This is a genomic window from Micromonospora sp. NPDC051196, from assembly GCF_040682415.1.
Taxonomy (GTDB): Bacteria; Actinomycetota; Actinomycetes; order Mycobacteriales; family Micromonosporaceae; genus Micromonospora.
In genome coordinates, this window is the sequence record NZ_JBFBAY010000007.1 from 16,927 (window position 1) to 43,355 (window position 26,429).

The 26,429-nt window shown below is 72.1% G+C and carries 21 protein-coding genes; 16 read left to right on the top strand and 5 right to left on the bottom strand.

Features of this window, described 5'->3' with window-relative positions:
* The first annotated feature begins 83 nt into the window (after positions 1-83).
* A complete protein-coding gene (gene leuS / locus AB0M35_RS15535; RefSeq protein WP_363745743.1) occupies positions 84-2,966 on the top strand; it encodes a leucine--tRNA ligase in 2,883 nt (960 codons plus the stop codon).
* Positions 2,967-3,045: 79 nt separating this feature from the next.
* Here the strand turns inward: leuS and AB0M35_RS15540 are convergent, their stop codons facing one another.
* The gene (locus tag AB0M35_RS15540; RefSeq protein ID WP_363745745.1) at positions 3,046-3,882 is read right to left on the bottom strand and encodes a hypothetical protein; all 837 of its coding nucleotides are present in this window, start codon (positions 3,880-3,882) and stop codon (positions 3,046-3,048) included.
* Complete coding sequence (locus tag AB0M35_RS15545; protein ID WP_363745747.1) at positions 3,879-4,790, bottom strand: ATP-binding cassette domain-containing protein; 912 nt, start codon at positions 4,788-4,790, stop codon at positions 3,879-3,881. Before AB0M35_RS15545 ends, AB0M35_RS15540 begins: the two co-directional genes overlap by 4 nt.
* A 130-nt stretch (positions 4,791-4,920) precedes the next feature.
* Here AB0M35_RS15545 and AB0M35_RS15550 point away from each other — a divergent pair, with 130 nt between their 5' ends.
* Together AB0M35_RS15550 and AB0M35_RS15555 are read left to right on the top strand one after the other, a co-directional pair.
* The gene (locus tag AB0M35_RS15550; RefSeq protein ID WP_363745749.1) at positions 4,921-6,207 is read left to right on the top strand and encodes a histidine kinase; all 1,287 of its coding nucleotides are present in this window, start codon (positions 4,921-4,923) and stop codon (positions 6,205-6,207) included.
* Positions 6,204-6,860: a response regulator transcription factor gene (locus AB0M35_RS15555; RefSeq protein WP_363745751.1), complete on the top strand. Its 657-nt coding sequence runs from the start codon at positions 6,204-6,206 to the stop codon at positions 6,858-6,860. The genes AB0M35_RS15550 and AB0M35_RS15555 overlap by 4 nt, the downstream gene beginning before the upstream one ends.
* A gap of 44 nt (positions 6,861-6,904) precedes the next feature.
* Here the strand turns inward: AB0M35_RS15555 and AB0M35_RS15560 are convergent, their stop codons facing one another.
* The 3 genes from AB0M35_RS15560 to AB0M35_RS15570 are packed head-to-tail and all read right to left on the bottom strand — an operon-like array spanning position 6,905 to position 9,571.
* Entirely contained in the window at positions 6,905-7,615 is a 711-nt protein-coding gene (locus AB0M35_RS15560; RefSeq protein WP_363745753.1) for a VTT domain-containing protein, read from the bottom strand.
* Complete coding sequence (locus AB0M35_RS15565) at positions 7,612-8,334, bottom strand: glutamine amidotransferase (RefSeq protein ID WP_363745755.1); 723 nt, start codon at positions 8,332-8,334, stop codon at positions 7,612-7,614. The genes AB0M35_RS15560 and AB0M35_RS15565 overlap by 4 nt, the downstream gene beginning before the upstream one ends.
* Positions 8,324-9,571, bottom strand: coding sequence for a MurT ligase domain-containing protein (locus AB0M35_RS15570; protein ID WP_363746188.1), 1,248 nt, complete (start codon positions 9,569-9,571; stop codon positions 8,324-8,326). The genes AB0M35_RS15565 and AB0M35_RS15570 overlap by 11 nt, the downstream gene beginning before the upstream one ends.
* Before the next feature lie 346 nt (positions 9,572-9,917).
* Between AB0M35_RS15570 and mraZ the strand changes: the two genes are divergently transcribed.
* From mraZ to AB0M35_RS15635, 13 genes are all read left to right on the top strand, one after another.
* Positions 9,918-10,349, top strand: coding sequence for a division/cell wall cluster transcriptional repressor MraZ (gene mraZ / locus AB0M35_RS15575; RefSeq protein WP_363745757.1), 432 nt, complete (start codon positions 9,918-9,920; stop codon positions 10,347-10,349).
* Positions 10,350-10,558: 209 nt separating this feature from the next.
* Entirely contained in the window at positions 10,559-11,659 is a 1,101-nt protein-coding gene (gene rsmH / locus AB0M35_RS15580; RefSeq protein ID WP_363746189.1) for a 16S rRNA (cytosine(1402)-N(4))-methyltransferase RsmH, read from the top strand.
* On the top strand, positions 11,656-12,264 hold the full coding sequence (locus AB0M35_RS15585; protein WP_363745759.1) for a hypothetical protein: 609 nt from the start codon (positions 11,656-11,658) through the stop codon (positions 12,262-12,264). Before rsmH ends, AB0M35_RS15585 begins: the two co-directional genes overlap by 4 nt.
* A gap of 3 nt (positions 12,265-12,267) precedes the next feature.
* Entirely contained in the window at positions 12,268-14,475 is a 2,208-nt protein-coding gene (locus AB0M35_RS15590; RefSeq protein ID WP_363745761.1) for a penicillin-binding transpeptidase domain-containing protein, read from the top strand.
* A 159-nt stretch (positions 14,476-14,634) separates the two neighbouring features.
* Complete coding sequence (locus AB0M35_RS15595) at positions 14,635-16,155, top strand: UDP-N-acetylmuramoyl-L-alanyl-D-glutamate--2,6-diaminopimelate ligase (protein WP_363745763.1); 1,521 nt, start codon at positions 14,635-14,637, stop codon at positions 16,153-16,155.
* Positions 16,152-17,576, top strand: a complete 1,425-nt coding sequence (gene murF, locus AB0M35_RS15600; protein WP_363745765.1) for a UDP-N-acetylmuramoyl-tripeptide--D-alanyl-D-alanine ligase — start codon at positions 16,152-16,154, stop codon at positions 17,574-17,576. The genes AB0M35_RS15595 and murF overlap by 4 nt, the downstream gene beginning before the upstream one ends.
* Complete coding sequence (gene mraY, locus AB0M35_RS15605; RefSeq protein ID WP_363745767.1) at positions 17,573-18,706, top strand: phospho-N-acetylmuramoyl-pentapeptide-transferase; 1,134 nt, start codon at positions 17,573-17,575, stop codon at positions 18,704-18,706. The genes murF and mraY overlap by 4 nt, the downstream gene beginning before the upstream one ends.
* Before the next feature lie 450 nt (positions 18,707-19,156).
* Complete coding sequence (locus tag AB0M35_RS15610) at positions 19,157-20,590, top strand: putative peptidoglycan glycosyltransferase FtsW (RefSeq protein WP_363746190.1); 1,434 nt, start codon at positions 19,157-19,159, stop codon at positions 20,588-20,590.
* On the top strand, positions 20,590-21,696 hold the full coding sequence (gene murG, locus AB0M35_RS15615; protein ID WP_363745769.1) for an undecaprenyldiphospho-muramoylpentapeptide beta-N-acetylglucosaminyltransferase: 1,107 nt from the start codon (positions 20,590-20,592) through the stop codon (positions 21,694-21,696). Before AB0M35_RS15610 ends, murG begins: the two co-directional genes overlap by 1 nt.
* A gap of 121 nt (positions 21,697-21,817) precedes the next feature.
* Entirely contained in the window at positions 21,818-23,350 is a 1,533-nt protein-coding gene (murC, locus tag AB0M35_RS15620; protein ID WP_363745771.1) for a UDP-N-acetylmuramate--L-alanine ligase, read from the top strand.
* Positions 23,347-24,162, top strand: a complete 816-nt coding sequence (locus AB0M35_RS15625; protein WP_363745773.1) for an FtsQ-type POTRA domain-containing protein — start codon at positions 23,347-23,349, stop codon at positions 24,160-24,162. Before murC ends, AB0M35_RS15625 begins: the two co-directional genes overlap by 4 nt.
* A gap of 242 nt (positions 24,163-24,404) precedes the next feature.
* Positions 24,405-25,520 (top strand): cell division protein FtsZ, encoded by a 1,116-nt coding sequence (ftsZ, locus tag AB0M35_RS15630; RefSeq protein ID WP_013735081.1) that lies wholly within the window; start codon positions 24,405-24,407, stop codon positions 25,518-25,520.
* 9 nt (positions 25,521-25,529) lie between these two features.
* A complete protein-coding gene (locus AB0M35_RS15635; protein ID WP_363745775.1) occupies positions 25,530-26,276 on the top strand; it encodes a YggS family pyridoxal phosphate-dependent enzyme in 747 nt (248 codons plus the stop codon).
* Positions 26,277-26,429 lie beyond the last annotated feature (153 nt).

Genomic DNA, 26,429 nt, shown 5'->3' on the forward strand with positions numbered 1-26,429 from the left:
CCTTTCGGGGACGGGCCGGCGAGACAGACCCGAGACCAGCCAGCACTCCGACAGACTCCGCCGAGCGACGCGAGGAGAAGGCCATGAGCGAGCGGCAGCGAACGAGCGAGGCAGCCACCCCGACGAGCGACACGCCACCGTTCCGGTACACCGCGACGCTGGCCGACGAGATCGAACGCCGCTGGCAGGACGTCTGGGAAGGCGAGGGCACCTTCCACGCGCCGAACCCGTCCGGTCCGCTGGCCGACCCGACCCACCCACGGTCCGGCGCGGAGAAGCTGTACGTGCTGGACATGTTCCCGTACCCGTCCGGCGCGGGTCTGCACGTGGGGCACCCGCTGGGCTACATCGGCACCGACTGCTTCGCCCGCTATCAGCGGATGGCTGGGCGCAACGTGCTGCACGCGATGGGCTTCGACGCGTTCGGCCTGCCCGCCGAGCAGTACGCGGTGCAGACCGGCACCCACCCGAGGACCACCACCGAGGCCAACATCGGGCGGTACCGGGAGCAGTTGCGCCGGCTGGGGCTGGCCCACGACCAGCGGCGTTCGGTGGCCACCATCGACACCGACTTCTACCGCTGGACGCAGTGGATCTTCCTGCAGATCTTCAACTCCTGGTACGACCGCGACGCCGGTCGGGCCCGCCCGATCAGTGAGCTGATCGCCGAGTTCGCCGGCGGCACCCGGCGTACCCCGGACGGGCGCCCGTGGGGCGAACTGTCCGATGTGGAGCGTCGCCGGATCGTCGACGATCACCGCCTGGCGTACGTGTCGCAGGCGCCGGTGAACTGGTGCCCAGGGCTGGGCACGGTGCTGGCCAACGAGGAGGTCACCGCCGACGGCCGCTCCGAGCGGGGCAACTTCCCGGTCTTCAAGCGCAACCTGAAGCAGTGGATGATGCGGATCACCGCGTACGGTGACCGGCTGCTGGACGACCTGGACAAGCTGGACTGGCCCGAGCCGATCAAGCTGATGCAGCGCAACTGGATCGGCCGCTCCACCGGCGCCCACATCTCCTTCCCGGCCGCGACCCGTGATTCCGATTCTGCGGGCGAAGCCCGCATCACTGTTTTCACCACCCGGCCGGACACCGTCTTCGGGGCCACCTACATGGTGCTGGCGCCCGAGCACGAACTGGTCGACGCGCTGGTGCCGGGCGCCTGGCCGGAGGGGACCCGGGACGCGTGGACCGGTGGGCACGCCAGCCCCCGGGCCGCCGTCGAGGCGTACCGCAAGGCGGCGGCGGCCAAGACCGACGTCGAGCGGCAGGCCGACACGAAGGAGAAGACCGGCGTCTTCACCGGCGCGTACGCCACCAACCCGGTCACCGGCGGGCAGGTCCCGATCTTCATCGCCGACTACGTGCTGGCCGGTTACGGCACGGGCGCGATCATGGCGGTGCCCGCGCAGGACGAGCGGGACTGGGACTTCGCCGATCTCTTCGAGCTGCCGATCGTGCGTACCGTGGCGCCGCCGGAGGGCTTCGACGGCAAGGCGTACACCGGGGACGGTCCGGCGATCAACAGCGCCGCGCCCGAGCGCGGCCTGGACCTGAACGGGCTGGGGGTGGCCGACGCCAAGGCCCGGATCATCGCCTGGCTGGAGGAGACCGGCAACGGCCAGGGCGCGACGACCTACCGGCTGCGGGACTGGCTGTTCAGCCGGCAGCGCTACTGGGGCGAGCCGTTCCCGATCGTGTACGACGCCGACGGCGCCGCCATCGCGCTGCCGGAGGAGATGCTGCCGGTCGAGCTGCCCGAGGTGGACGACTTCTCGCCGCGTACCTTCGACCCGGGAGACGCCGACAGCGACCCGGAGACGCCGCTGTCGCGCCGCCGCGACTGGGTCGAGGTCGAGTTGGACCTGGGTGACGGGCCCAAGCGGTACACCCGGGAGACCAACGTGATGCCGCAGTGGGCCGGCTCCTGCTGGTACGAACTGCGCTATCTGGACCCGACCAACGACGGGCGGTTCGTCGACGCCGACAACGAGCGGTACTGGATGGGCCCGCGCAGCGAGGGCGACTGCGGCGGGGTGGACCTGTACGTCGGCGGGGCCGAGCATGCCGTGCTGCACCTGCTGTACGCCCGCTTCTGGCACAAGGTGCTGTACGACCTGGGCCACGTCTCCAGCTTCGAGCCGTTCCGCAAGCTGTTCAACCAGGGCTACATCCAGGCGTACGCGTACACCGACGCCCGGGGCGCGTACGTGCCCGCCGAGGAGGTCGTCGAGCGCGAGGGCGGCTTCTACCTGGGCGACGTCCAGGTCAACCGCGAGTACGGCAAGATGGGCAAGTCCCTGAAGAACATCGTCACCCCGGACGAGATGTGCGCCGCCTACGGTGCCGACACCTTCCGGGTGTACGAGATGTCGATGGGGCCGCTGGAGGTGTCCCGCCCGTGGGAGACCCGGGCGGTGGTCGGCTCGTACCGGTTCCTGCAACGGGTCTGGCGGGCCGTCGTCGACGAGCAGACCGGCGCGTCGCGGGTGGTCGACACCCCGGCCGACGAGGCGACCCGGCGGCTGCTGCACAAGGTGATCGACGGCGTCCGGGGCGACATGGAGGGGATCCGGTTCAACACCGCGATCGCCAAGTTGATCGAGCTGACCAACGCGGTGACCCGACTGCCGGCGACCCCGCGTGAGGTGGCCGAGCCGCTGGTGCTGATGCTGGCGCCGGTCGCCCCGCACATCGCCGAGGAGTTGTGGCGGCGACTGGGTCACGACACCTCGCTGACCTACGCGGACTTCCCGGTCGCCGACCCGGCCCTGCTGGTCGCCGAGTCGGTCACCTACCCGGTGCAGGTCAACGGCAAGGTCCGGGGCCGCATCGAGGTCCCCGCCGACGCGACTGAGGAAACCGTGCGGGAGCAGGCGCTGGAGGCGGTGGCCGCTGTCCTGGCCGGTAAGGAGCCGCGCAAGGTCATCGTGATCGCCGGCCGGATGGTCTCCGTGGTGCTGTGAAGGAAGGGGCCCTTCTTAACGCCTCGTGTAGAGGAAGGGCCCCTTGTTAACAAACACCGAGCGAGCAGGCGCGTCGGCGTTACGGCTCGCGGCGGTGCAGCGCGAGCACGGTGACCATGGCGGCCACCGCTGCCCAGACGGCGTACGTGGTCCAGGACCAGGTGACGGTGGCCGGGTAGGGGTCGTTGATCCACGGCGGGGGACCGGTCGGCTCCATCAACCGCTGCCAGGCCGGCACCGGCATGGCGTGCCGGATCAGCGCGCTCCAGCGTTCGTCGGCGCTGACGGCGGTGGGCAGCAGGAGCAGCACGGTCGCGGCGGCGACGATCGCGGGCGCGGTGTGCCGGGTCAGCGCCGCCAGGGCCATGCCGGCCAGCGCGCAGAGCGGCACCAGCAGCGCGGACGCGGCGAGACCGCGCAGCGCGCCGTGGTCGCCGATCGACATGCCCGCGCCGACGTCGGCGAGGATCGCCTGCGACACCGTGAACGCCGCCGCCGCGCCGAGCAGTCCGAGCAGGGTCAGCACGCCGGTCAGCACGGTCAGCTTCGCGGCGGCCACGGCGCCGCGCCGGGGAACGGCCGCGAAGGTGGTACGCATCAGCCCGGAGGCGTACTCGCCGCCGATCGCGACCGCGCCGACGCCACTGGCCGCCAGGACGACGAACATCTGCGCCTCGGTGGGAAAGGCGTCCCAGAGCGGGGAACGTACCGCTCGCCGTTCAGCCGGCCAGTCCGGCCAGCCCGCGTGGGTGGCCAGCGCGGCGTGCACGGCGAGGCCGACCATGGCGAGCACGATCAGGGCGAACGCGCCCCAGGTCGAGCGCAGCGACCAAAGCTTGATCCATTCCGCGGCGAGCAGGTCCCGGTAGCGGGCCGGCTGCCGCGTGCGCGCAGGCGCAGTGGGGACGGTGGTCATCGGTCCTCCCCGGCGGCGTACTCGACGTCAGCGGCGGTGAGCGCCATGAAAGCCTCCTCCAGCGAGGCGGTGCGGGTGGTCAGTTCGTGCAGCGGGATCCGCAGGCCGAGGGCCAGCTCGGCGATCCGCTCGGCGGTCACGCCGGTCACCGCCAGCGTCCCGTCCGGATCGGACCGTGTGGTCGCACCCTCGGCGGCCAGCGCCGTCACCAGCGATGCCGGATCGGGGGTACGCACGACCACCTCCGACCGGCCGGCGCGGGCGGCGAACTCGGCCAGGGACTCCTCGGCGATCAACCGGCCTCGGCCGATCACCACGAGTTGGTCGGCACAGTGCTCCATCTCGCCCATCAGGTGACTGGAGACGAAGACGGTGCGGCCCTCGGCGGCGAGCCGCCGGAACAGCTCCCGTACCCAGCGGACCCCCTCCGGGTCCAGCCCGTTGAACGGCTCGTCGAAGAGCAGCACCGGTGGGTCCCCGAGCAGGGCGGCGGCGATGCCGAGGCGCTGCCGCATGCCGAGCGAGAATCGGCCGACCCGGCGATCGGCCACACCGTCGAGGCCGACCCGGCCCAGCACCTCGTCGACCCGGTCGACCCCGAGGCCGTTGCTGCGGGCCAGCGCCGCCAGGTGGGCTCGGGCGCTGCGCCCACCGTGCACGTCCCCGGCGTCGAGCAGCGCGCCGGCGTGCCGCAGCCCTCGGGGTAGGTCGCGGAACCGGACGCCGCCGACCGTGGCGGTGCCGCTGGTCGGCGCGGTCAGCCCGAGGACCATGCGCAGGGTGGTGGACTTGCCGGCGCCGTTGGGGCCGAGGAAGCCGGTCACCTGGCCGGGACGGACGGTCAGGGTCAGATCGTCGACGGCGGTGGTGCGCCCGTACCGCCTGGTCAGTCCGTGCAGTTCGATCATGTCTGCCACGCTGCCCGGCGACGGGTCGGTCGGCGTCACCCCGCCGGCTACACCGGGCGTCGGGTGGTGGCCTGCGGGCGTACGCCCGTGGGCCGATGCCACACCGTGCCTGGCTGGATACCGTGTGCCCGTGGACACCACCGTCTCGCGCCGGTCCCGGACCGCCCTGTCGGCGGTGCGGGCGGTGCTGGTCTGGGCCGGGGTGGCCGTCCTGCCGGTGCTCTGGGCGTTGACGTTGCGGGCGGAGACCAGCGGCGACGGGATCGGCCTGGTGGGCTGGTGGCTGCCCGAGCGGTACCTGGTGCCGCTGTCGATCGTGGCCCTGCCGGCGGCGTTGCTGCGCCGTCGGCCGCTGACCGGTCTGGGGCTGATGCTCGCCGGGGCGACGTGGACCAGCATCCTCCTGCACGGCTGGACCCAGGAGTACCACACCGTCCTGTTCAACGTGCAGTTCCTCGCCGTCGACGCGGCGCTCGGCGTGGTCGCCGCGAGCCGGTCCCGCCGGGTGTCCGGGATCGCTGCCGCCGTGGTGCTCGTGACCCAACTCCTCGCGCCTTTCGCGAACGGCGTCGTCGAACCCGTCGACCAGGCCGCGCTCTCCGTGCTGGCGGTCGTGACCGCCTGGGCGCTCGGCAACTCGGTACGGACGCGGCGGGAACACGCCGTCGCGTTGCAGGCACACGCCGCCGCCGAAGCGGTCACTGCGGAACGGCTGCGCATCGCCCGGGAACTGCACGACATGGTGGCGCACAGCATCGGCGTCATCGCCATCCAGGCCGGTGTGGGTGCCCGGGTCATCGACACTCAGCCGGCGCAGGCCCGGGCCGCGCTCGCCACCATCGAGGCGGCGAGCCGAGACACCCTGGCCGGGCTGCGGCGTACCCTCGGCATGCTGCGTCGCGGTGTGGGGGAGGCGGCGTCGCTGGATCCGCCCCCCGGCCTGGCGGACCTGGACCGCCTGGTCGCGGCGTCGGCCGACGCCGGGGTCCGGGTCGAGCTGCATCGGTACGGCGAGCACCCGGTCCCGCCGGAGGTCGACCTCGCCGCGTTCCGCATCGTTCAGGAAGGGCTGACCAACGTGGTACGACACGCGGGCGTCGACGCCTGCCGGGTCGCCGTGCGGTGTGTTCCCGGCCTGGTCGCGGTGGAGGTCGTCGACGAGGGCCGGGGTGGATCGATAGGTGTCGAGGGGCATGGGCTGGTCGGGATGCGGGAGCGGGTCCAGGCCCTCGGCGGCCAGTTCTACGCCGGCCCTCGACCCGAGCGCGGCTTCCACGTGACCGCTCGGCTGCCGCTCTCCGTACCGACCGACGGCGATGAGCCGCCGACCCAGGCCGGACCGATCGACGCTGCCCGGCCGGCCAACGGTGATCACACGACCGGCGGCGATCTGCCGGGTGCGGCGGTGCGGCGGTGAGCGTCCGGGTGCTGCTCGCCGACGATCAGCCGCTGGTCCGGGCCGGGCTGCGGGTGCTGATCGCCGACGTGCCGGACATCGAGGTGGTCGGAGAGGCCGCCACGGGTGCCGAGGCGGTGCGCCTGGCCCGCGAGGCGGTGCCCGACGTGGTGCTGATGGACCTGCGGATGCCCGGCACGGACGGCATCCAGGCGACTCGCCAGATCATCGCGGCGGGTGGCCCCACCCGGGTGCTGGTGCTCACCACCTTCGACGACGACGAGCACGTGCACAGCGCGTTACGCGCCGGGGCGAGCGGCTTTCTGGTCAAGGACATGGCGCTGGAGGACATCCTCGCCGCGATCCGGGTGGTGGCCGCCGGAGACTCGCTGATCGCCCCGGGGGTGACCCGCCGGCTCATCGCCGAGTTCATCCGCCGGCCGGCAGCGGCGTCCCGGCCGCGGTTGTTGGCCGGGATCACCGACCGGGAGCGCGAGGTGCTCACCCTGGTCGGTCGGGGCCTGTCCAACGCCGAGATCGCCGAGCAACTCGTGATCAGCGTGGCGACCGCGAAGGCGCATGTGGCCCGGCTGTTCAGCAAGCTCGGTGCCCGGGACCGGGTTCACCTGGTCATCGCCGCCTACGAAACCGGCCTGGTCACCCCACCCCGCTGACCGCCACCGACCCCGTAACTTCGCGCGGTGGTGGGGGTGGGTGGTCAGGGATGGTGGGACGGGCGTCGTTCGGCGCGCCACCAGCGGGCGATCAGTACCGCACTGGCGATGAAGCCCAGGGCGGCGGGGGTGGCGGCGTACCAGTTGATCCCGCCGGGGGAGGTGACGGCGGCACCGAGGGCCGCGTAGCCGAACGCGGTCGGCGCGGAGGCGATCACGCTGCCGGCGAGGAACGGCAGGAGCCGGGCGCCGGTGGTGCCGTAGCCGTAGCTGACCAGGCCGAACCCGGAGATGGGCAGCAGCCGTACGGTGATCACCCCGAACACGCTCTGCCGGGTGAACCAACGATCCAGCCGAGCCAACCGGCCGCGTACCCGTTCGGCGACGAAGTCCCGGCCGAGCAGCCGGCCCACGGCGAAGCCGATCGCCGCCGCCAGCAGGGCGGCGGCGAGTGCGTACGCGGCACCTTCCAGGGCACCGAAGACGGCGCCTGCGGCGAGGGTGATGAACGTACGGGGGACCAGGGCCACCAGCAGCAGGGCTCCGCCGAAGACGCCGGCGACCGGGGCCAGGGCGCCCAGCCGGTCGCCGAACTGCGGCAGCGCCGTCGGATCGGGGTGCGGCACCACCAACAGGGCCACCCCGAATCCGGCGAGCAGGAGCAGGAGCAGACAGAACCGGACGACCGGCGCCCTGGCGGCGACCGGATTCGCCGGTCGCCAGTAGTCCAGTAGCCGCCGGACGGCCGGGATCATGGCCGGGCGGCAGCGGCCACCGCGGCTCGACGCTCGGCGCGCAGCCGGTCGGCCCAGGTGTCGTCCAGCGGCGGCAGTTGCTGCGCGCCGGTGGCCCAGCGCAGCAGCAGGTCGGCCAGGGCCGGGTTGCGGGCCAGCGCCGGCCCGTGCGAGTACGTGCCGAGCAGCTTGCCCCGCCACGCCCCCTCGGTGGCGCCGTCGTTGCCGACTCCGGCGGTGACCCGGGCCAACGGGGCGACCCCGGGGCCGAGCTGGGTACGGCCGCCGTGGTTCTCGAAGCCGGTCAGCGGCGGCAGGCCCAGCCGGGCGTCGATGTCCCCGGCCAGCTCGCCGACCGCACGGCTGGCGCCGCGGTCCGAGCTGAGGTCGAGCAACTCCAGGCCGCGGTACTGGGTGCCCTTGGCGAAGAACGAGGTGCCGAGCAGCTGGTAGCCGGCGCAGACCCCGAACACCACCGAGCCCTGGGCCACGGCCCGGTGCAGCCCGCCGTCGGCGAGCAGCCGCTGCGCGCCGAGCGCCTGCGGGCCGTCCTCGCCGCCACCGATGAGGTAGATGTCGGCGGTGGTCGGCAACGGTTGGTCGGAGCGGACCTCCAGCACCTCGACCGGGAACCCGCGCTGGCGCGCCCGCCGGGCCAGGATCAGCACGTTGCCCCGGTCGCCGTAGGTGGACAGCAGGTCGGGGTAGATCCAGACGATGCGCAGGGTCTCAGTTGACACGGTCCAACTCCGCTCGGATGTCCTGGAACGCGGTGTAGTTCGCGATGACCTCCAACCGTCCCGGTGGTACCGCCCGGACGGCGTCGTCGAACGTGCGTACGTGCTGGAAGGGCACGTCGTTGACGTCGAGGCGGACCGCCAGGTCGTACGCCCGGTCGCCGGTGATCAGCACCTGACGTCCGCGCAGCGGGGCGAAGTCGACGTCGAACAGCCATGAGGTGTCCAACCCGTCGGGATCCCGCGCGTTGATGGACAGCAGTGTCGGCGCCAGCTCGGCCATGTCGAACGCTTCCAGCCAACTCGCCGGGTTCTTGGCCAGCAGCAGCCGGACCGTACGCCCGTCCCGGACGACCTGTGCGTACCGTCCGGCGACGGAGGTGACGTCGGCCAGGCGGGGAACCGCGTCGAACGGGCGGACGCCGAACTCGGCGGCGACGGCCAGTGCGGTGGCCGCGTTGCCGACGTTGACCTTGCCGGGGAGTTGGAGCTTGACCTTGAACCAGGCCCCGGTCGGGTCCAGGACGCCCTCGTCGTCGACCGTCCACTGGGGTTGCGGGCGGCGCAGCGGGCATCCGGTGCACCACCACTGTTCCCCGGAGCGCTGGATGGTGGACCCGCACTCGGGGCAGACCCAGGAGTCGTCGTGCCAGCGCTGCCCGGCGGAGAACCAGGTGACGTGCGGCGGCGTGATCCGCTGGTCGTGGGTGGCCGGCGGGGTGGCCGCCCAGACCACCATCGGGTCGTCGGCGTTGGCGACGATGCGGATGTCGGGGTGCCGGACCAGCGCCGCGCGCCAGAGCTGCGCCATCATGGCGACCTCCTTGGCGCGGTCCAGCTGGTCGCGGGAGAGGTTGAGCAACGCCACCACGTGCGGCTCGGTCGCCTCGATGACCTGCGCGAGGTAGTGCTCGTCGACCTCCAGCACGGCGTACGGTGTGCTGCCCGCCTTCGCCAGCGCAGAGGTATGGCCGGTGGGCATGTTGGCACCGAACGAGTTCGTGGCGACCCGCCCGAGGACGCCGACCGCCGCGGCGGCCAGCCGGGTGGTGGTCGTCTTGCCGTTGGTGCCGGAGATCAGCGCGATGGCCCGTCCGGCGGACAGGTGGGCCAACAGGTCCGGGTCGATCTTCAGGCCGATCCAGCCGCCGATCACCGAGCCGTCGCCACGGCCCGCAGCCCGCGACAGCGCCGCAGCTGTCCGTGACACGGAACTGGCCACCTTCGCCCGCAGGGGCATCTTCGCGTCCGTCACGCGAGCGAGGTTACCGGACCATGGCAGGGGTCAGATCGCCGATCCGTTCGGGTGGGCTTTGTCGGCGATGGGACCGGTGGTGCTCAGCCGGGTGGAGTTGATCTATGTCGGAAAGCGGACGCTGGCTGAGGGCGCGCTCCGCCCTCCACTCCGCTCCACCCCGACTGACGTGCGGTTTTGTCGTCCAACATGGCGCGCCACGCGGTCGAATCTGGTTGCGGGTGGAGGGAAGTGGAGTAGAGTGGGGCGCATTGGTGAGGCCGGGAGGGCCCACCGGCCCGGGGGGTCAGCGGCGCGCGAACGCCGCTAGAAGGGCGAGGGGGTTGGGCCGATGTTTCTCGGCACCCACACTCCACGCCTGGACGACAAGGGCCGGTTGATCCTTCCGGCGAAGTTCCGGGATGAGCTGGCGGGGGGTGTCGTGATCACCAAAGGGCAGGAGCGCTGCCTCTACGTCTTCCCGACGCCTGAGTTCCAGCGCATCGCGGATCAGTTGCGTGCGCAGCCGATGACGCACAAGGCGGCCCGGGCCTACAGCCGGGTCTTCTTCGCCAGCGCACACGACGAAGTGCCCGACAAGCAGGGCCGGGTGACCATCCCGGCACACCTGCGCAGCTATGCGGGGCTCGACCGGGACCTGGTGGTCATCGGCGCGAGCACCCGGGTGGAGGTCTGGGACAAGGTCGCCTGGGAGACCTACCTCGCCGAGAGCGAAGACGACTTCGCCGACATCGAGGAAGGGGTGCTGCCCGGCGGTCTGTAGGGCGTGACGACGCCCGACGTACTGCGAGATCTCCAGCCGCTTTCGAGTTCCTGGCATCCCTTCCCCGGTGCCAGGCGCACGATCCGACACGGAGGGCTGTGGCCCGACGGGCGGGCGGGGAGCGGATGGGGATCTGGCGGTACGACGGCACGGCGTCGTCCGACGAGCAGGACGCGAAATTCAACAGGGTCAAGCCAGTGGGGGTCGACATGGGGGAGCTACGCGGCACGCACGTGCCGGTGCTGCTTGAGCGGTGTCTCGAGCTGCTGGCCCCCGCACTGGGCCGGGGTGGGCGCTCCGTGCACGTCGACGCGACGCTGGGTCTGGCCGGTCATGCCGAGGCGGTGTTGCAGGCTCATCCGGAGACGATCCTGGTGGGCCTGGACCGCGACACCGAGGCACTCGCCCACGCCCGGGTGCGGCTGGCCCGCTTCGCCGATCGGATCCACCTGGAGCACGCCGTCTACGACGAACTGCCCGAGGTGCTCGACCGGCTGGGCTATCCGACGGTGGACGGAATCCTGTTCGACCTCGGCGTCTCCTCGCTACAGCTCGACGCGCCCGACCGCGGGTTCGCGTACGCGCAGGACGCGCCGCTGGACATGCGGATGGACCAGACCCGGGGGGTGACCGCCGAAGAGGTGGTCAACACGTACACCCACCCGGAGCTGGCCCGGGTGCTGCGGGTGTACGGCGAGGAGAAGTTCGCCGGTCGGATCGCCTCGGCGATCATCCGGGAGCGGGAACGCGCCCGGATCACCTCCTCGGCGCGACTGGCCGAGCTGGTCCGGGAGTCGATTCCGGCACCAGCCCGACGAACCGGGGGACACCCGGCAAAGAGAACGTTTCAGGCTTTGAGGATCGAGGTAAACAGGGAACTGGCAGCGCTGGAGACGGCGTTGCCGGCCGCCCTGGACCGACTCTCCGTCGGCGGTCGTCTGGTGGTCCTGTCCTACCACTCGTTGGAGGACCGGCTCACCAAACAGGCGCTCGCCGGCCGGGTCCGCAGCACCGGCCCGGTCGACCTCCCGGTCGAACTGCCCGGGTCGGAGCCGACGTTCCGGCTGCTCAGCCGGGGCGCGGAGCTACCCGGGGAGGCGGAGGTCGCCGCCAACCCGCGCGCCGCCTCGGTGCGGCTGCGGGCGGCGGAACGGATCGACCCGCAGGCCCGGCAGCAGGGGCGTACCGACCGCGAACGGTACCGCCGCCGGGTCAAGGCGATGCACCAACCGGGGACGGGATCGGCCACCGGATCCGGATCGGGTCCGCGGCCGGGGGAGACGACGGACGAAGAGGGGGAGGGAACATGAGCGTGGACAAGCGCCGGAATGTGGCCGGCGTCGGGCAGCGCGTACCGCGGTCGGGGGGCCGGATCGCGGCGGAGCGGGCCCGGGGGGCCGGGGACACCGGCCGGCGTACGGAGCCGATGAGCCCGCTGGAGCAGACTCGCGCCCGGGGGGCGCGCGAGTTCCGCACCGAGGGCAGCGCCGCGTTGCGGCCGGTCGAGCGGACCGGTGTCACCGAGCCGCAGCGGGAGGCGGCACCGCAGCTGCGGGTCGCTCCGCCGCCGCCGGTACGGGTGCCTCGGGCGCCGTTCGCGGCGCTGATCGTGATGCTGGTCGTCGGCGGGGTGCTGGGCATCCTGGCGGTCAACACGAAGATCAACGAGAACGCCTTCCGGCTGCTCGAACTCCAGGAGCAGCAGGCCAAGCTCGACGTGGAGCAGCAGCAGCTGACCAAGCAGATCGCCGACGCCGAGGCGCCGGGCAATCTGGCCGCGCAGGCCCGCAAGCTGGGCCTGGTCGAGTCCGGCGAGCCAGCGCTGATCCGGCTGCCGGACGGCAAGCTGATCGGCGTGCCGCAGCCCGCCGGTGGGCAGGCGTCGATCACGAGCACCCAGGGCGCGGAGGGGTAGACCGTGCCATCGAGGTCGGAGGAACCGCGCCGGGACGCCACAGGCTCCCGGCGCGGTTCGTCGCGTGGTGCATCGGATCGGGGCGTACCACCGCGCGCCGCCGGGGAGCGCGGCGGCGAACCGGGCATCGGTGGCATCTCCGACGCCCGCGCGTACACCCCACGCGGTCGGACCATCCGGGAAGGCGCCACCCCGGCGGCGGGGCGGGCCGAGCAGCGGCGTACCCCGCGTAGCAACCGGTCGCAGGATCCGTTCCGGCCGGCCTTGCAGGTGCTCGACGGCGGTCGGGCGGCGGCGGTCCGGGGTGGTGGCCGGCAGGGTGGCCCGGCCCGTCGGGACGGCGGCACCGGCCGGGCCACGGTGGTGCGTACCGTCACCGCCCGCACCCCGCGTGGTGAGGCGGCCGAGCCGCCACGCCGGCGGGTCGGCGGCCGGGACCAGGACCGGGCCGCCTCCCGTCGTCCGGCGCGCAAGCCGCCCCGCCCGCCCAGGCTCGCCGATCCGGTCCGCCGACTGCGGCTGGGCACCGCGCTGGTGATGGCCATGTTCGTGGCGATCGGCATCCGGCTCGTCGTGCTCCAGGCGGTGGACACCCCGGCGTACGCCGACGGCGGCGTCGCCGACCGGCTGCGGACCGTGCAACTACCCGCGCCGCGCGGGGCGATCTACGACCGGGACGGCGCGGCCCTGGCACACAGCGTCGAGGCCCGGTACGTCTACGCCGATCCCACCCGGGTCGAGGACATCGAGACGACCGCCCGGACACTCTCCCCACTGCTCGGCATCCCCGCCTCGGACCTGGCCGAGAAGATGCAACCCCGCAAGCGGATCAACGGCGTCGACTCGCGATTCGAGTACCTGGCTCGCGGGGTGGACATCGATCGCGCCCGCGAGATCATGGCGCTCGACCTGGCGGGCATCTACACCCAGCGTGACGAGCGACGCGAGGTGCCTGGCGGTGACCTGGCGGCCAACCTGATCGGCTTCACCAGCCTCGACATGGCCGGGCTGGAGGGGTTGGAGGCGCGCTACGACGACCTGCTGCACGGCGAGGACGGCGAGCGGACGTTCGAGATCGGTCTCGGTGCGCCGATCCCCGGCGGCTACAGCCGTACCACCCCGGCCAAGCCGGGCAGTTCTATGGTGTTGACCATCGACCGGGACCTGCAGTTCATGACGCAGCGGATCCTCAGCGAGCAGGCCAAGGCGGCACAGGCCAGCACCGCTGCGGCGGTGGTGCTGGACGCCCGTACCGGTGAGGTGCTGGCCCAGGCCAGCGAGCCGACCTACAACGCGGCGCGACCGCAGGCCAGCGAACCGACCGACCGGGAGGACGCGGCCACCAGTTTCGTGGTCGACCCGGGCTCGGTGCACAAGGCGATCACCTTCGGGGCGGCCCTGCAGGAAGGGGTGATCACCCCCGACACGTCGTTCCCCGTGTCCAACGCCATCCGCAAGGGCGACACCTGGTTCCCGGACACGCACTTCGCCAACGGTCGGCGGATGAGCGTGGCCGGGATGATGGCCTACTCCTCCAACGTCGGCACCATCCAGATCGCCGACAAGCTCGGCCCGGAACGGCTGATCGACTACCAGCGTCGCTTCGGCCTGGGCAAGCCGACCGGGGTCGGCATGCCCGGTGAGGCCGGTGGCCGGCTGCTGCCGCTGTCGGAGTGGAGCGACTCGTCGCGCGGGTCGGTGCCGATCGGGCACAGCGTGGACGCCACCCCGTTGCAGATGGCCGCCGCGTACGCCGCCATCGCCAACGACGGCACGTACATCCAGCCGCATCTGGTCAAGGAGACGATCGACCCGCAGGGCAACCGCACCCCGGCCGAGGCCCCGGCGACCCATTCGGTGCTCAGCCCGGAGAACGCCAAGGCGCTGCGCACCATCATGGAGGCGGTCACCACCGTGGAGAACGCCACCGGGTTGGCCGCCGCGGTGCCCGGTTACCGGGTCGCCGGCAAGACCGGCACCGGTTGGCGGCTGGTCGACGGCAAGAAGCAGCCCGGTGATGTCGCCTCGTTCATCGGGATGGCACCGGCGGAGAATCCGCGGTACGTGATCGCGGTCTTCGTGCACAGCCCGAGCGGCGGCGGCGGAAAGGTCGCAGCCCCGGCGTTCCGCGACATAATGACCTTCACCCTCCGGCACTTCAAGGTGCCGCCGTCGAGTGAGCCGCCGCCGAAGTTCACCGTGTTCCCGTAGCGGGGTCTGCTCAGCTGTCGACTCGCCGGCCCGGTTTGCCGGCGAGTCGACTCTGCCTGTCTGCTCCCGAGCCTGTCCGACCTGCGCTTCGACTCCCTGTGGCGGAGATTCAGGCGCGCCGTGCGGCCGCGAGCGGGCGACCGGGTAGGGTCTGACGCCGTGCGCGGCAATCCTCGTCCCCGTACCGTGACCGGAATCCGGCTCGGTGACCTAGCCGCCCGGCTCGCCGTGGCGCCCCCCACCGATGTCGATCCGGTGGTGACCGGGGTGACCCACGCCAGCGGTGAGGTCCATCCCGGCGATCTGTACGCGGCCCTGCCCGGCGCTCGGCGCCACGGCGCGGAGTTCGTCGCCGACGCGGCGGCGGCCGGCGCGGTGGCCGTGCTCACCGACCCGGCCGGTGTCGAGCTCGCCGCCGGGCACGGGTTGCCGGTCCTGGAGGTGGCGGACCCGCGTGCGGTGCTCGGCACGCTCGCCTCGGCCGTCTACGGCGACCCCACCGAGAGGTTGACCGTGATCGGGGTGACCGGCACCGCCGGCAAGACCTCGACCGCGTACCTCGTCGAGTCGGGGTTGCGGGCCGCCGGTCACACCACCGGCCTGATCGGCACCGTGGAGACCCGCCTCGGCGATCTGGTGCTGGACAGCGTACGGACCACGCCGGAGGCCACCGACCTGCACGCGATGCTCGCCGCCGCGCTCGAGCGCGGGGTCACTGCGGTGGTCATGGAGGTGTCCAGCCACGCCCTGGCGATGGGGCGGGTCGGCGGGGTGCGCTTCGACGTGGGTGGCTGGACCAACTTCGGCTCCGACCACCTCGACTTCCACGCCGACGCCGCGGACTACTTCGCGGCCAAGGCGCGGCTCTTCGACGGTCGCTGCACCGTCGAGGTGCTCAATCATGACGATCCGGCGTTGAAGGCCCTGTTCAAGCCCACGACGGTCAGCTTCTCGGCGGTGGGTGACCCGGCGGCCACCTGGTGGGCGGAGAACGTCGGCGGCGAAGGGTACGCCCAGCGGTTCACCATGCACGGCCCGGACGGGCTGGTGCTCGACGCCGGGGTGGCGCTGCCCGGACGGCACAACGTGGCGAACGCCCTGCTGGCCGTCGCCGTGCTGGTCGCCGCCGGGGTGGACCCGGCCGTCGCGGCGGCCGGGGTGGCGGCCTGCGGCGGGGTACCCGGGCGGCTGGAGTCGGTGGGGGTGGCCGGCGGGGTACGCGGGGTCGTCGACTACGCCCACAAGACCGATGCGGTGGTGGCGGTGCTGGCCGCCCTGCGGGAGATGAGCAGCGGCCGACTGATCTGCGTGATCGGCGCGGGCGGTGACCGGGATCGGGGCAAGCGGCCGACGATGGGCGCCGCCGCCGCCCAGGGAGCCGACGTGGTGCTGGTGACCGACGACAATCCCCGCACGGAGGAACCCGCGGCGATCCGCGCGGAGGTGCTCGCCGGGGCGACCGGGGCCGGCACTCCGGCCCGGATCGTCGAGGTGGCCGGGCGGCGGGCGGCGATCGACGAAGCGGTCCGGCTGGCCGAGCCCGGCGATGTGGTGGCGGTGCTCGGCAAGGGCCACGAACGTGGTCAGGAGATCGCCGGTGAGGTGTACCCGTTCGACGACGTGACCGAACTGGCCGACGCGCTGCGGGCCCGTTTCGGCAGCCTGGGAGGCCAGCGATGATCGCACTGAGTCTGGCCGAGATCGCGTCGGCCGTCGACGGGCGGCTGGTCGCCGCCGACCCGGCCGCACAGGTGACCGCGGGCGTGGAGTTCGACTCCCGCAAGGTCACCTCCGGCGGGCTCTTCGTCGCCTTCGACGGCGAGAAGGTGGACGGGCACGACTTCGCCGACTCGGCTGTGCAGGCCGGTGCGGTGGCGGTACTGGGCAGCCGTGAGGTGCCCGGGGTGCCCATGGTCATCGTCGCCGATCCACTGACTGCGATGGCCCGGCTGGCGCGCGCCGTGGTGGACCGGTTGCCCGGGTTGACCGTGATCGGGTTGACCGGTTCGTCCGGCAAGACCACCACCAAGGACCTGATCGCGCAGCTGACCGCGCGGCTGGGGGAGACGGTGGCGCCGCCCGGGTCGTTCAACAACGAGCTGGGTCACCCGTACACCGCGTTGCAGGCCGGGTCCTCGACGCGTTACCTGGTGCTGGAGAAGGGTGCTCGGGGCATCGGTCACGTGCGGTACCTGTGCGAGGTGGCGCCACCGCGCATCTCCGTGGTGCTCAACGTCGGGGTCTCGCACATCGGCGAGTTCGGCTCGCAGGAGAACATCGCACTGGCCAAGGGCGAACTGGTCGAGGCGTTGCCGGCGGACGGTCTGGCGGTGCTCAACGCCGACGATCCGCTGGTCGACGCGATGGCCACCCGTACGGCCGCCCGGGTGGTCCGCTACGGCGAGGCGGCGCACGCCGACGTGCGGGCGGTCGACGTGACGCTGGACGAGCGGGGGCGGGCCGCGTACACCCTGGTGACACCGGAGGGCAGCGCGCCGGTACGGCTCGGGCTGACCGGGCGGCACCAGGTCTGGAACACCCTCGCCGCCGCTGCGGTGGCGAGGGAACTGGGCATGCCGTTGGCCGAGACGGCCATCGCGTTGGGCGCGCTGGGTCTGGTTTCCACCCGCCGGATGGACGTCTTCGAACGCACCGACGGGGTGACCGTGATCGACGACTCGTACAACGCCAACCCGGCGTCGATGGCGGTGGCGTTGCGTGCGCTGGCCGGCGTCGGAGCGGGGCGGCGAACCGTCGCGGTGCTCGGCTACATGGCCGAGCTGGGCGAGTTCGAGGCGCAGGGACACACCGAGGTGGGCCGGCTCGCGGCCGAGTTGGGCGTCGACCGGCTGCTCGTGGTTGGCGAGGCGGCGGCGCCGATCCACCACGGGGCGACATCGGTAGGTGACTGGGGAGGAGAATCGGTGCTGCTCACCGATCAGGCGGCGGCCGTTCAGGTGCTGCGCAGCGAGCTACGGCCGGGGGACGTGGTCCTGGTGAAGGGGTCCCGGTACCGGACCTGGGAGGTGGCCGACGCGCTGCGTGCCGGCGCCGTCGCCACCGGCCCGGCTGATCCGGCGGCCGGAGGTGGCGCCGCGTGAGGGCCGTCATCGTGGCCATCGGGGTGGCCTTCCTGGTCTCGCTGTTCTGCACCCCGATCGCGATCAAGGTCTTCACCCGGCTGAAGGCGGGCCAGCCCATCCGGGCCGAGGGCCCGCAGATGCACCAGGGCAAGAAGGGCACGCCGACCATGGGCGGCGTGGTGTTCATCCTCGCCACCGTGATCGCGTACGTCGCCGGTCACCTGGCCCTGACCACCCTGCCGGATGCGCAGATCGCCCAGGTCGAGCCGACCATCACCGCGCTGGTGCTGCTGGGGCTGATGGTCTTCGCCGGCGCGGTCGGCTTCATCGACGACTTCCTCAAGGTACGCAAGCGGCACAGCGGTGGCCTGAGCGCCAAGGGTAAGCTGCTCGGGCAGATCCTGGTCGGCGCGGTGTTCGGCGTGGTCGCGCTCTGGTTCCCGTCCACCATGACCGACTCCTCCGGCGCGGTGACCAACACCGAGACGGTCGGCAGCACCACGCTGAGCTTCATCCGGGACATCCCGGCCCTGGACGTCACCAAGATCGGCGCGGTGATCATCTTCATCTTCGTGGTGATGGCGGCGACCAACGGGGTGAACCTCACTGACGGCCTCGACGGCCTGGCCACCGGCGCGTCGGTGATGGTGCTCGGCGCGTACGCGGTGATCGCGTTCTGGCAGTACCGGCACTGGTGTGCCGACCCGGCGTACACCGCCAACCCGAACAACTACTGCTACGCCGTCCGGGATCCGTTGGAGATCGCGTTGATCGCCGGGGCGGCGGCCGGAGCCTGTGTGGGCTTCCTGTGGTGGAACACTTCGCCGGCCCGGATCTTCATGGGGGACACCGGCGCGCTCGGCCTGGGCGGTCTGATCGCCGGCATGGCGATGTCCACCCGCACCATCCTGCTGCTGCCGATCATCGGCGGCCTGTTCGTGATCATCACGATGTCGGTGGTCATCCAGATCATCTCCTTCAAGACCACCGGCAAACGCGTGTTCCGAATGTCGCCCTTGCAGCACCACTTCGAACTCGCCGGCTGGAGCGAGGTCAACATCGTGGTCCGCTTCTGGATCATCGCCGGCATCGGCGTAGCCATCGCCCTTGGCCTCTTCTACAGCGACTTCCTGGCCAACATGGGCTGACCCCGCACCCCTCCGTCGGGGTTGATCAAGAAGTTTGCGTCGAGATCCGGCCGTCCGGTGACGCAAACCTCTTGATCAACGCGGGGCAGGGTGGTGCGGTGCGGGCAGGTGCGACACGCCGAGTGGGGGATACCGGGGGTGTCGGGTGGCGGCAGCGGCGATGATGGCGCTGTGGGGGAGGCGCGGGAAGACAGCGGCGGTGAGCCGGTTGGCCGGCGACGGACCAGCGATGCGGCAGCCAGGGCCGGGGCGGCGGCGAGAGCCGACACGGTGAAGGCTGGCGCCGCGGTGAAGGCCGGCGCGGCGGCAGGGGCGCAGCCCGGCCGTGGGGCCGGTCCGGCGCGGGGCGAGGACGCGGTGCGGGCCGCAGGACCCGGTACGGGCGGTGCCGCGCGCTCGGCTGGGCCCGGCCCGGTAGCGGAGGGCGGCCCATGGCGCGGGCTGGACGCGATGGGCGGATTCGCCGCGCTGGCCGCGCTGCGGGGTCTGCTGGCCCGGCCGCTGGCCTCGTACCATCTGCTGCTGGCCAGCGCAGGGCTGCTGCTGCTGATCGGCCTGACCATGGTCTTCTCGGCCACCAGCGTGCGCGACTACGCGGCGGGCGGCAACGCCTCGGCCTCGCTGGTCAAGCAGGCGATCTTCGCGGTGATCGGCATCGTGGCGTTCTGGGTCTGCCAGCGCCTGCCGGCACGCACCTACCGGGCGTTGGGGCGGCCGGTGCTGGCCATCGCGGTGGGGCTGCTGGTGCTGCTGAACCTGCTGGTGGCCTACGGGCGGTTGACCGGCGCTCCGGCGAGGATCGGGCCGCTGGAGGCCGAGCTGCTCGGGCTGTACGTCGGTGGTATCGGGCTGCAGCCCTCGGAGGTGGCGAAGTTCGCGCTGGTGCTGTGGGGGGCGTACGTGCTGGCCCGCAAGGGCGCGGCGCTGGGCTGGTGGCGGGAGCTGGCCACCCCGTTGTTCCCGGTGGTGGGCCTGATGTTCGTGCTGGTCGGCTACAACGACCTGGGCAGCATGCTCTGCCTGATGGCGCTGGTCATCGGCCTGCTCTGGGCGGCCGGGGTGCGGCTGCGGGTCTTCGCCACGCTCAGCGCGATCGGTCTGGCCGGCATCGGCCTGTTGGTCGCGGTGGCTTCCCTCGGCGCCGGTTCCGGGGTCCGGGGGGAGGACAACTACCGGCTGCAACGACTGACCATGTTCGTCAGCCCGCCGCCGCTGGAGCAGTGCCGGGAGGAACTCTGCTACCAGATGGTGCAGGCCCGGTACGCCATTGCCAACGGCGGCTGGTTCGGCACCGGCCTGGGGCAGGGGCGCAGCAAGTGGGACTGGCTGCCGGCGGCGGAGAACGACTTCATCTTCGCGGTGATCGCCGAGGAACTCGGCGTGGTCGGCTGTGCCGTGGTGGTCACGTTGTTCGCCGTGCTGGCCTACACCGGCCTGCGGATCGCCCGGCGGGTCGACGATCCGTTCCGGCGGCTGGCGGCAGCGGGCGTCACCGCCTGGCTGATCGGGCAGGCCTTCATCAACATCGGTGGGGTGATCGGCCTGCTGCCGCTGACCGGCGTACCGCTGCCGTTCATCTCGGTCGGCGGCAGTGCCCTGGTCGTCACCCTCGCGGCCGTCGGCATGCTGGCCTCTTTCGCCCGCGCGGAACCCGATGCGGCCCGGGCACTGCATGCCCGTCCGCCCGCCCGATGGGTCCGACTAGTGTGGGCTCCGTTGCCGCCGCTTCCCGGTCGGCGTCGCCGTGCGGCGTCGTCGCCGCCGGCTGCCCGGGGATCCGTGCCCCGGGCCCGCAAGCGGCGTGAGGACGACCAGGCCGCACCGCGTGGCGCCCGGGACGGCCGGGGCCGCGGCGGGTCGGCGGCGAGCGAGAGGAGACGTTGATGGGTCCGCTGCGTTCGGTGGTACTCGCAGGCGGTGGCACCGGGGGACACATCTACCCGCTGCTCGCCTTCGCCGACTGCCTGCGCCGACACGACCCCGGCGTCCGGATCACCTGTCTCGGCACACCGAAGGGCCTGGAGAACCAGCTGATCCCGCCCGCCGGCTACGACCTGCGCAACATCCCGGCGTACCAGCTCCCGCGGTCGGTCAACATGAACCTGGTCCGTACGCCGGGCCGGATGTGGACCGCGGCCCGCGCCGCAGGCAAGGTCATCGACGAGGTACGCGCCGACGTGGTGGTCGGCTTCGGTGGGTACGTCTCGGTGCCGGCGTATCTGGCCGCGTGGCGGCGGGAGCTGCCGATCGTGATCCACGAGGTGAACGTGCCGCCGGGGGTGGCCAACCGGCTGGGTATGAAGTTCACCAAGCACGTGGCGGTGGGCTTCCCGCACCAGCCCGCGCAGGCCGAGTCGTTGCGGGACGCGCGGGTGGTCGGCGTACCGCTGCGGCGCAACATCGCCGGGCTGGACCGGGTGGCCATGCGCAGCGCCGCCCGCGCCCACTTCGGGCTCCGCCCGGATCTGCCGGTGCTCTTCGTCGCGGGCGGCTCGCAGGGCGCCCGGTCGATCAACCTGGCGGTGGCCGGTGCGGCCAAGGAGTTAGCCCGCAACGGCATCCAGGTGCTGCACGTGATGGGCGCGCGCAACGAGCCGGTGCCGATCCCCACCGACCTGCCGGTGCCGTACGTGAGCCTGCCGTACCTGTCCGACATGGATGCCGGCTACGCCGCCGCCGACCTGATGCTCGGCCGGGGCGGTGCGATGACCTGCGCGGAGGTGGCGGCCATCGGCCTGCCGACCATCTACGTGCCGTACCCGCACAGCAATCAGGAGCAGAAGCGCAACGCGCTGCCGGTGGTCGAGGCCGGTGGCGGGCTGCTGGTCGACGACGGCGAGCTGACCCCGGACTGGCTGGAACGTACGGTGATCCCGCTGATCCGTGATCCGCAGCGACTGCACGCGATGGGCACCGCCGCCGCGGCCTACGGCCGACGCGACGGCGACGAGGCGCTGCTCAACTTCGTCTACGAGGCGGTCTCCCAGTGAGCGCGAGGAGTGAGCCGGGTCTGCGAGCCCCGCAGTCGCGAACGAAGACCGGGCCAGTGAGCGCGAGGAGTGAGCCGGGTCTGCGAGCCCCGCAGTTGCGAACGAAAGAAGGTGCGGCTCAATGAGGACGTTCAGCCCGGCCGGCACGCTGACCGCTGAGGACCTGGGCCACATCCACCTGATCGGGGTGGGTGGGGTCGGCATGAGCGGCCTGGCCCGGCTGTTCCTCACCCGGGGTCTGCCGGTCTCCGGCAGCGAGCTGCGCGAGTGGCCGTCGCTGGCCGGTCTGCGGGCGCTCGGCGGGAGCATCCACATGACCCATGAGCCGGCCAACCTCGACGGCGTCGACACCGTGGTCTACTCCTCGGCCATCCCGGCCGATCATCTGGAGATGGTCGAGGCGCGTCGGCGCGGCCTGCGGATCCTGCACCGTTCGGAGGCGCTGGCCGCCGCGATGACCGGCCGGCGTACCGTGGCGGTCGCCGGCACGCACGGCAAGACGAGCACCACGTCGATGGTCACCATGGTGTTCCAGCAGGCGGGCGCCGATCCGTCCTTCGTGATCGGTGGCGAGATCTCCGAGGTGGGCTCGGGTGCGCATCACGGCACCGGCGAGTACTTCGTGGTCGAGGCGGACGAGAGCGACCGGTCCTTCCTCATCTACCGCCCGTTCGTCTCGATCGTCACGAACATCGAGGCCGATCACCTGAACACCTACGGTGACCTGGCCAACCTGGAGGCCACCTTCGCCGAGTTCGCCCGGCTCACCGACCCGGACGGGTTCATCATCACCTGCGCGGACGACGCGGGCGGGCAGCGGCTGGCCGCCACGCTGCGGGCCGAGGGGCGCCGGGTGTACACCTACGGCGAGTCCGCCGACGCCGACCTGCGGCTCAGTGAGCTGGCCTCCTCGGCGCGGGGTGTGCGCTACCTGGCCCATATCGACGGCCGTTCACTGGGCGAGTTCCGGATGCCGGTGCCCGGCCGGCACATGGCACTCAACAGCGCCTCGGCGGTGCTGGCCGCGTACCTGCTGGAGCTGCCGCTGGCGGCGGCGGAGGCCGCGCTGGCCGCCTTCCCCGGCGTGCGTCGGCGTTTCGAGCGCAAGGGCGTCGCCGACGGTGTCCTGGTCTACGACGAGTACGCCTACCACCCGACTTCGATGACCCTGGCGCTGCAGACGCTGCGCGAGGTGGCCGGCGAGGGCCGGTTGCTGGTCGTCTTCCAGCCCTACCGGCTGTACCGGACCCGTGACCTGCAGGCGGAGATCGCCGAGGCGCTCGCGATCGCCGACGAACTGGTGCTGCTGGAGGTCTTCGGCCCCGGTGAGCAGCGCGGCCCGGGGGAGGGGTCGGTGGCGCTGGTCGAGGCGGTGGCGTTGCCGGCGGAGCGGAAGGTCTTCGTCGACTCCTGGGACGCCGCGCCGGCCGAGGTGGCCCGCCGGGCCCGCCCCGGCGATGTCGTGGTGACCATGGGTGCTCCGCCGATCTCGCTGATGGGTGATGAGCTGCTGGCCGCGTTGAGCGCGCGTACCGCCGATCCGCAGGAACCGGCCGGCACGGTCGCCGGTGGGCTGACCGGCGGATCGACCAGCATCGGCGGGACCGTTCCCGACGCCGCCGCGCGCAACGGTGCGGCGCCCGTGGCGGAATGAGTCCCGGTCCGGCTCGCGGGCGCGGTACCGGCGTCGACGGCGGTGGGGGGTGGCGCCCGGCCCGCCAGTGGCAGTTGGTTCGTGCCGGCCGTGATGCGGTGCCCGCCTCCACCCGCCGCTTCATGGCGCGGGCGCGGCGCCGTCGGATGCGGGCCGCGTTGCCGTGGGCGGTGGCCGGGGGAGTGCTCGCCGTGGCCGCTCTGGTGGCGTGGGTGCTGCTCGGCACCGGCCTGTTCGGGGTACGCGAGGTGCGGGTGGAAGGCGCCGAGTTGGTGACCACCGTGCAGGTACGCAACGCCGCCGGGGTGCTCGATGGTGCCCCGCTGGCCCGGGTGGACCTGACCGAGATGGCCGACCGGATCGGCACCCTGCCGCCGGTGGAGCGGGTGTCCGTGCACCGTGACTGGCCGGACGCGCTGGTCGTCCGGGTCACCGAGCGCACACCGGCGGCGGTGGTGCCGCGTGGGGAGCAGTTCGTGGTGGTCGACGCCGCCGGGGTGGCCTTCCGTACGCTGCCGCAGCGCCCGGCGGGTCTTCCGTTGATCCGGCTGACCGAGCCGGGTCCGGACGATCCGGCGACGCATGCCGGTCTGGAGGTGCTCGGCGCGCTCACCCCGCAGTTGCGTGCCGATCTGGTGGAGATCACGGTCGACGGTCTGGCCCGGATCAGTGTGCGGCTGCGTGATGACCTCACCGTTTTCTGGGGGGACGCGACCCGGGGGACGGACAAGGCCCGGGTGGCCACCGCCCTGCTCGACCAGGACGCCACCCGCATCGACGTCAGCGCGCCGGACGTGGTCACCTTCCGGTGAGCCGTTGATCAGGTTGTGACGCTTGGCGCTCCACCCGGCGACACGCCGGAAAGGTCCTTGGCTCATCGCTCGGCTGCGCTTACGTTGCCCGGAAGAGGATCAGTGGTTGACATAACTGTAACCCTCTAGTAGAGGGTGAGGGTTTACCCCCTCGACCTCACTGGTGACAGCTGCGTCGACCATGGGTCTGGCCGCGCCGTAACCGGTCGGGGAGTAGCCAATCTCGAAGGGAAGGACCGGAGATGACACCTCCGCACAACTACCTGGCGGTCATCAAGGTCGTCGGCATCGGGGGCGGCGGCGTCAACGCCGTCAACCGGATGATCGAGGTTGGGCTCAAGGGCGTCGAGTTCATCGCGATCAACACGGACGCGCAGGCGCTGCTGATGAGCGACGCGGACGTCAAGCTCGACGTGGGCCGGGAACTGACCCGGGGGTTGGGCGCCGGAGCCAACCCGGACGTCGGCAAGAACGCCGCCGAGGACCACCGCGACGAGATCGAGGAGGTGCTCAAGGGCGCCGACATGGTCTTCGTCACCTGCGGCGAGGGCGGCGGCACCGGAACCGGCGGCGCGCCCGTGGTGGCCAACATCGCCCGTAAGCTGGGCGCCCTGACCATCGGCGTGGTGACCCGCCCGTTCTCCTTCGAGGGTAAGCGCCGGCAGGTGCAGGCCGAGGCCGGCATCGACGAGCTGCGCAACCAGTGCGACACGTTGATCGTCATCCCCAACGACCGGTTGCTGGCGCTCGGGGATCGCAACATCAGCATGATGGACGCCTTCCGGACCGCCGACCAGGTGCTGCTCTCCGGTGTCCAGGGCATCACCGACCTGATCACCACCCCCGGTCTGATCAACCTGGACTTCGCCGACGTCAAGAGCGTGATGAGCGGCGCGGGCAGCGCGCTGATGGGCATCGGCAGCGCCCGTGGCGAGAACCGGGCCGTCGAGGCGGCCGAAGCGGCCATCTCCAGCCCGCTGCTGGAGCAGAGCATGGACGGTGCCCGCGGGGTGCTGCTCTCCATCGCCGGTGGGTCCGACCTGGGTCTGTTCGAGATCAACGACGCGGCACAGTTGGTCACGGACGCGGCGCACCCGGACGCCAACATCATCTTCGGTGCGGTCATCGACGACGCGCTCGGCGACGAGGTGCGGGTGACCGTGATCGCGGCGGGCTTCGACGGTGGTACGCCGGCCTACAAGGCGGCCGAGCCGGCCCGCAAGACCAATCAGAACCAGCCTGCGCAGCCCAGCACGCCGGTCGTGCCGTCGCCCGCCACCCCGGTGACGCCGCAGTCGCCGCGTCGGGTGCTCTTCGACGACGTCGACGTGCCCGACTTCCTCAAGAACGGCTCCTGAGTACCGGACATGACCGACAGCCCCGCTCTGGTGCGCCCTGACCGACGTGCCGAACTGGCCGCCGGGCTGGCGCGCGTACGGTCCCGGATCGCCGACGCCTGCGCTGCGGCCGGTCGGGACCGGGCCGAGGTGACCATGATCGCGGTCACCAAGACCTACCCGGCGGCCGACGTGATCGCGTTGGCCGGGCTCGGGGTGACCGACGTCGGTGAGAACCGCGACCAGGAGGCGGCGCCGAAGGCCGCGCAGGTCGCCACAGCCGGGGTCACCCCGCGCTGGCACTTCATCGGTCGCCTGCAACGCAACAAGGTGAAGTCGGTGGTCCGGTACGCCGACGTGGTCCAGTCCGTCGACAGCGTCCGGTTGGCGTCCGCCCTGGACGCGGCCGCGACGGGTCGTCGGGACCGGCCGCTGGAGGTGTTGGTGCAGGTCAGCATCGACGACGACCCGACCCGTGGCGGGGCGGTGGCCGGCTCGGCCGATCCGGACATCGGCCTGGGACCGGTCGCCGCCGCGGTGGCCGGATCGGCCGGACTGCGGCTGGCCGGCCTGATGGCCGTGGCGCCGTTGGGCTGGGAGCCGGAGCGTGCCTTCGCGCGGCTGGCCACCATCGCCGAGGTGTTGCGGGCCGAGCATCCGCAGGCCGTCGTCCTGTCGGCCGGGATGAGCGGGGATCTGGAGGCGGCGATCGGCCATGGCGCGACACATGTCCGCGTCGGCAGCGCGTTGCTCGGAATGCGTCCCACGCTGCGGTAGCCTGGCCGCGAGGGAAGCAAATTACATCAGTGTTGTTTGTGGGGACGGCCTTGCCGGCGACCGGGGGGCGTGACGTGCAACGCGAATTGCGCGTCAGGGGATTGCCGTTCCGGTCCGGTGGGCAGGAATGGTCCACTCGCGACAGGCGACACG

Bases quoted from the DNA above. Each gene is read 5' to 3' on its own strand.
- leuS (WP_363745743.1), top strand. From the start codon at position 84: ATGAGCGAGCGGCAGCGAACGAGCGAGGCAGCCACCCCGACGAGCGAC.
- AB0M35_RS15540 (WP_363745745.1), bottom strand. From the start codon at position 3,882: ATGACCACCGTCCCCACTGCGCCTGCGCGCACGCGGCAGCCGGCCCGC.
- AB0M35_RS15545 (WP_363745747.1), bottom strand. From the start codon at position 4,790: ATGATCGAACTGCACGGACTGACCAGGCGGTACGGGCGCACCACCGCC.
- AB0M35_RS15560 (WP_363745753.1), bottom strand. From the start codon at position 7,615: ATGATCCCGGCCGTCCGGCGGCTACTGGACTACTGGCGACCGGCGAAT.
- AB0M35_RS15570 (WP_363746188.1), bottom strand. From the start codon at position 9,571: ATGCCCCTGCGGGCGAAGGTGGCCAGTTCCGTGTCACGGACAGCTGCG.
- mraZ (WP_363745757.1), top strand. From the start codon at position 9,918: ATGTTTCTCGGCACCCACACTCCACGCCTGGACGACAAGGGCCGGTTG.
- rsmH (WP_363746189.1), top strand. From the start codon at position 10,559: ATGGGGGAGCTACGCGGCACGCACGTGCCGGTGCTGCTTGAGCGGTGT.
- AB0M35_RS15585 (WP_363745759.1), top strand. From the start codon at position 11,656: ATGAGCGTGGACAAGCGCCGGAATGTGGCCGGCGTCGGGCAGCGCGTA.
- murF (WP_363745765.1), top strand. From the start codon at position 16,152: ATGATCGCACTGAGTCTGGCCGAGATCGCGTCGGCCGTCGACGGGCGG.
- AB0M35_RS15610 (WP_363746190.1), top strand. From the start codon at position 19,157: ATGGGCGGATTCGCCGCGCTGGCCGCGCTGCGGGGTCTGCTGGCCCGG.
- murG (WP_363745769.1), top strand. From the start codon at position 20,590: ATGGGTCCGCTGCGTTCGGTGGTACTCGCAGGCGGTGGCACCGGGGGA.
- murC (WP_363745771.1), top strand. From the start codon at position 21,818: ATGAGGACGTTCAGCCCGGCCGGCACGCTGACCGCTGAGGACCTGGGC.
- AB0M35_RS15625 (WP_363745773.1), top strand. From the start codon at position 23,347: ATGAGTCCCGGTCCGGCTCGCGGGCGCGGTACCGGCGTCGACGGCGGT.
- ftsZ (WP_013735081.1), top strand. From the start codon at position 24,405: ATGACACCTCCGCACAACTACCTGGCGGTCATCAAGGTCGTCGGCATC.
- AB0M35_RS15635 (WP_363745775.1), top strand. From the start codon at position 25,530: ATGACCGACAGCCCCGCTCTGGTGCGCCCTGACCGACGTGCCGAACTG.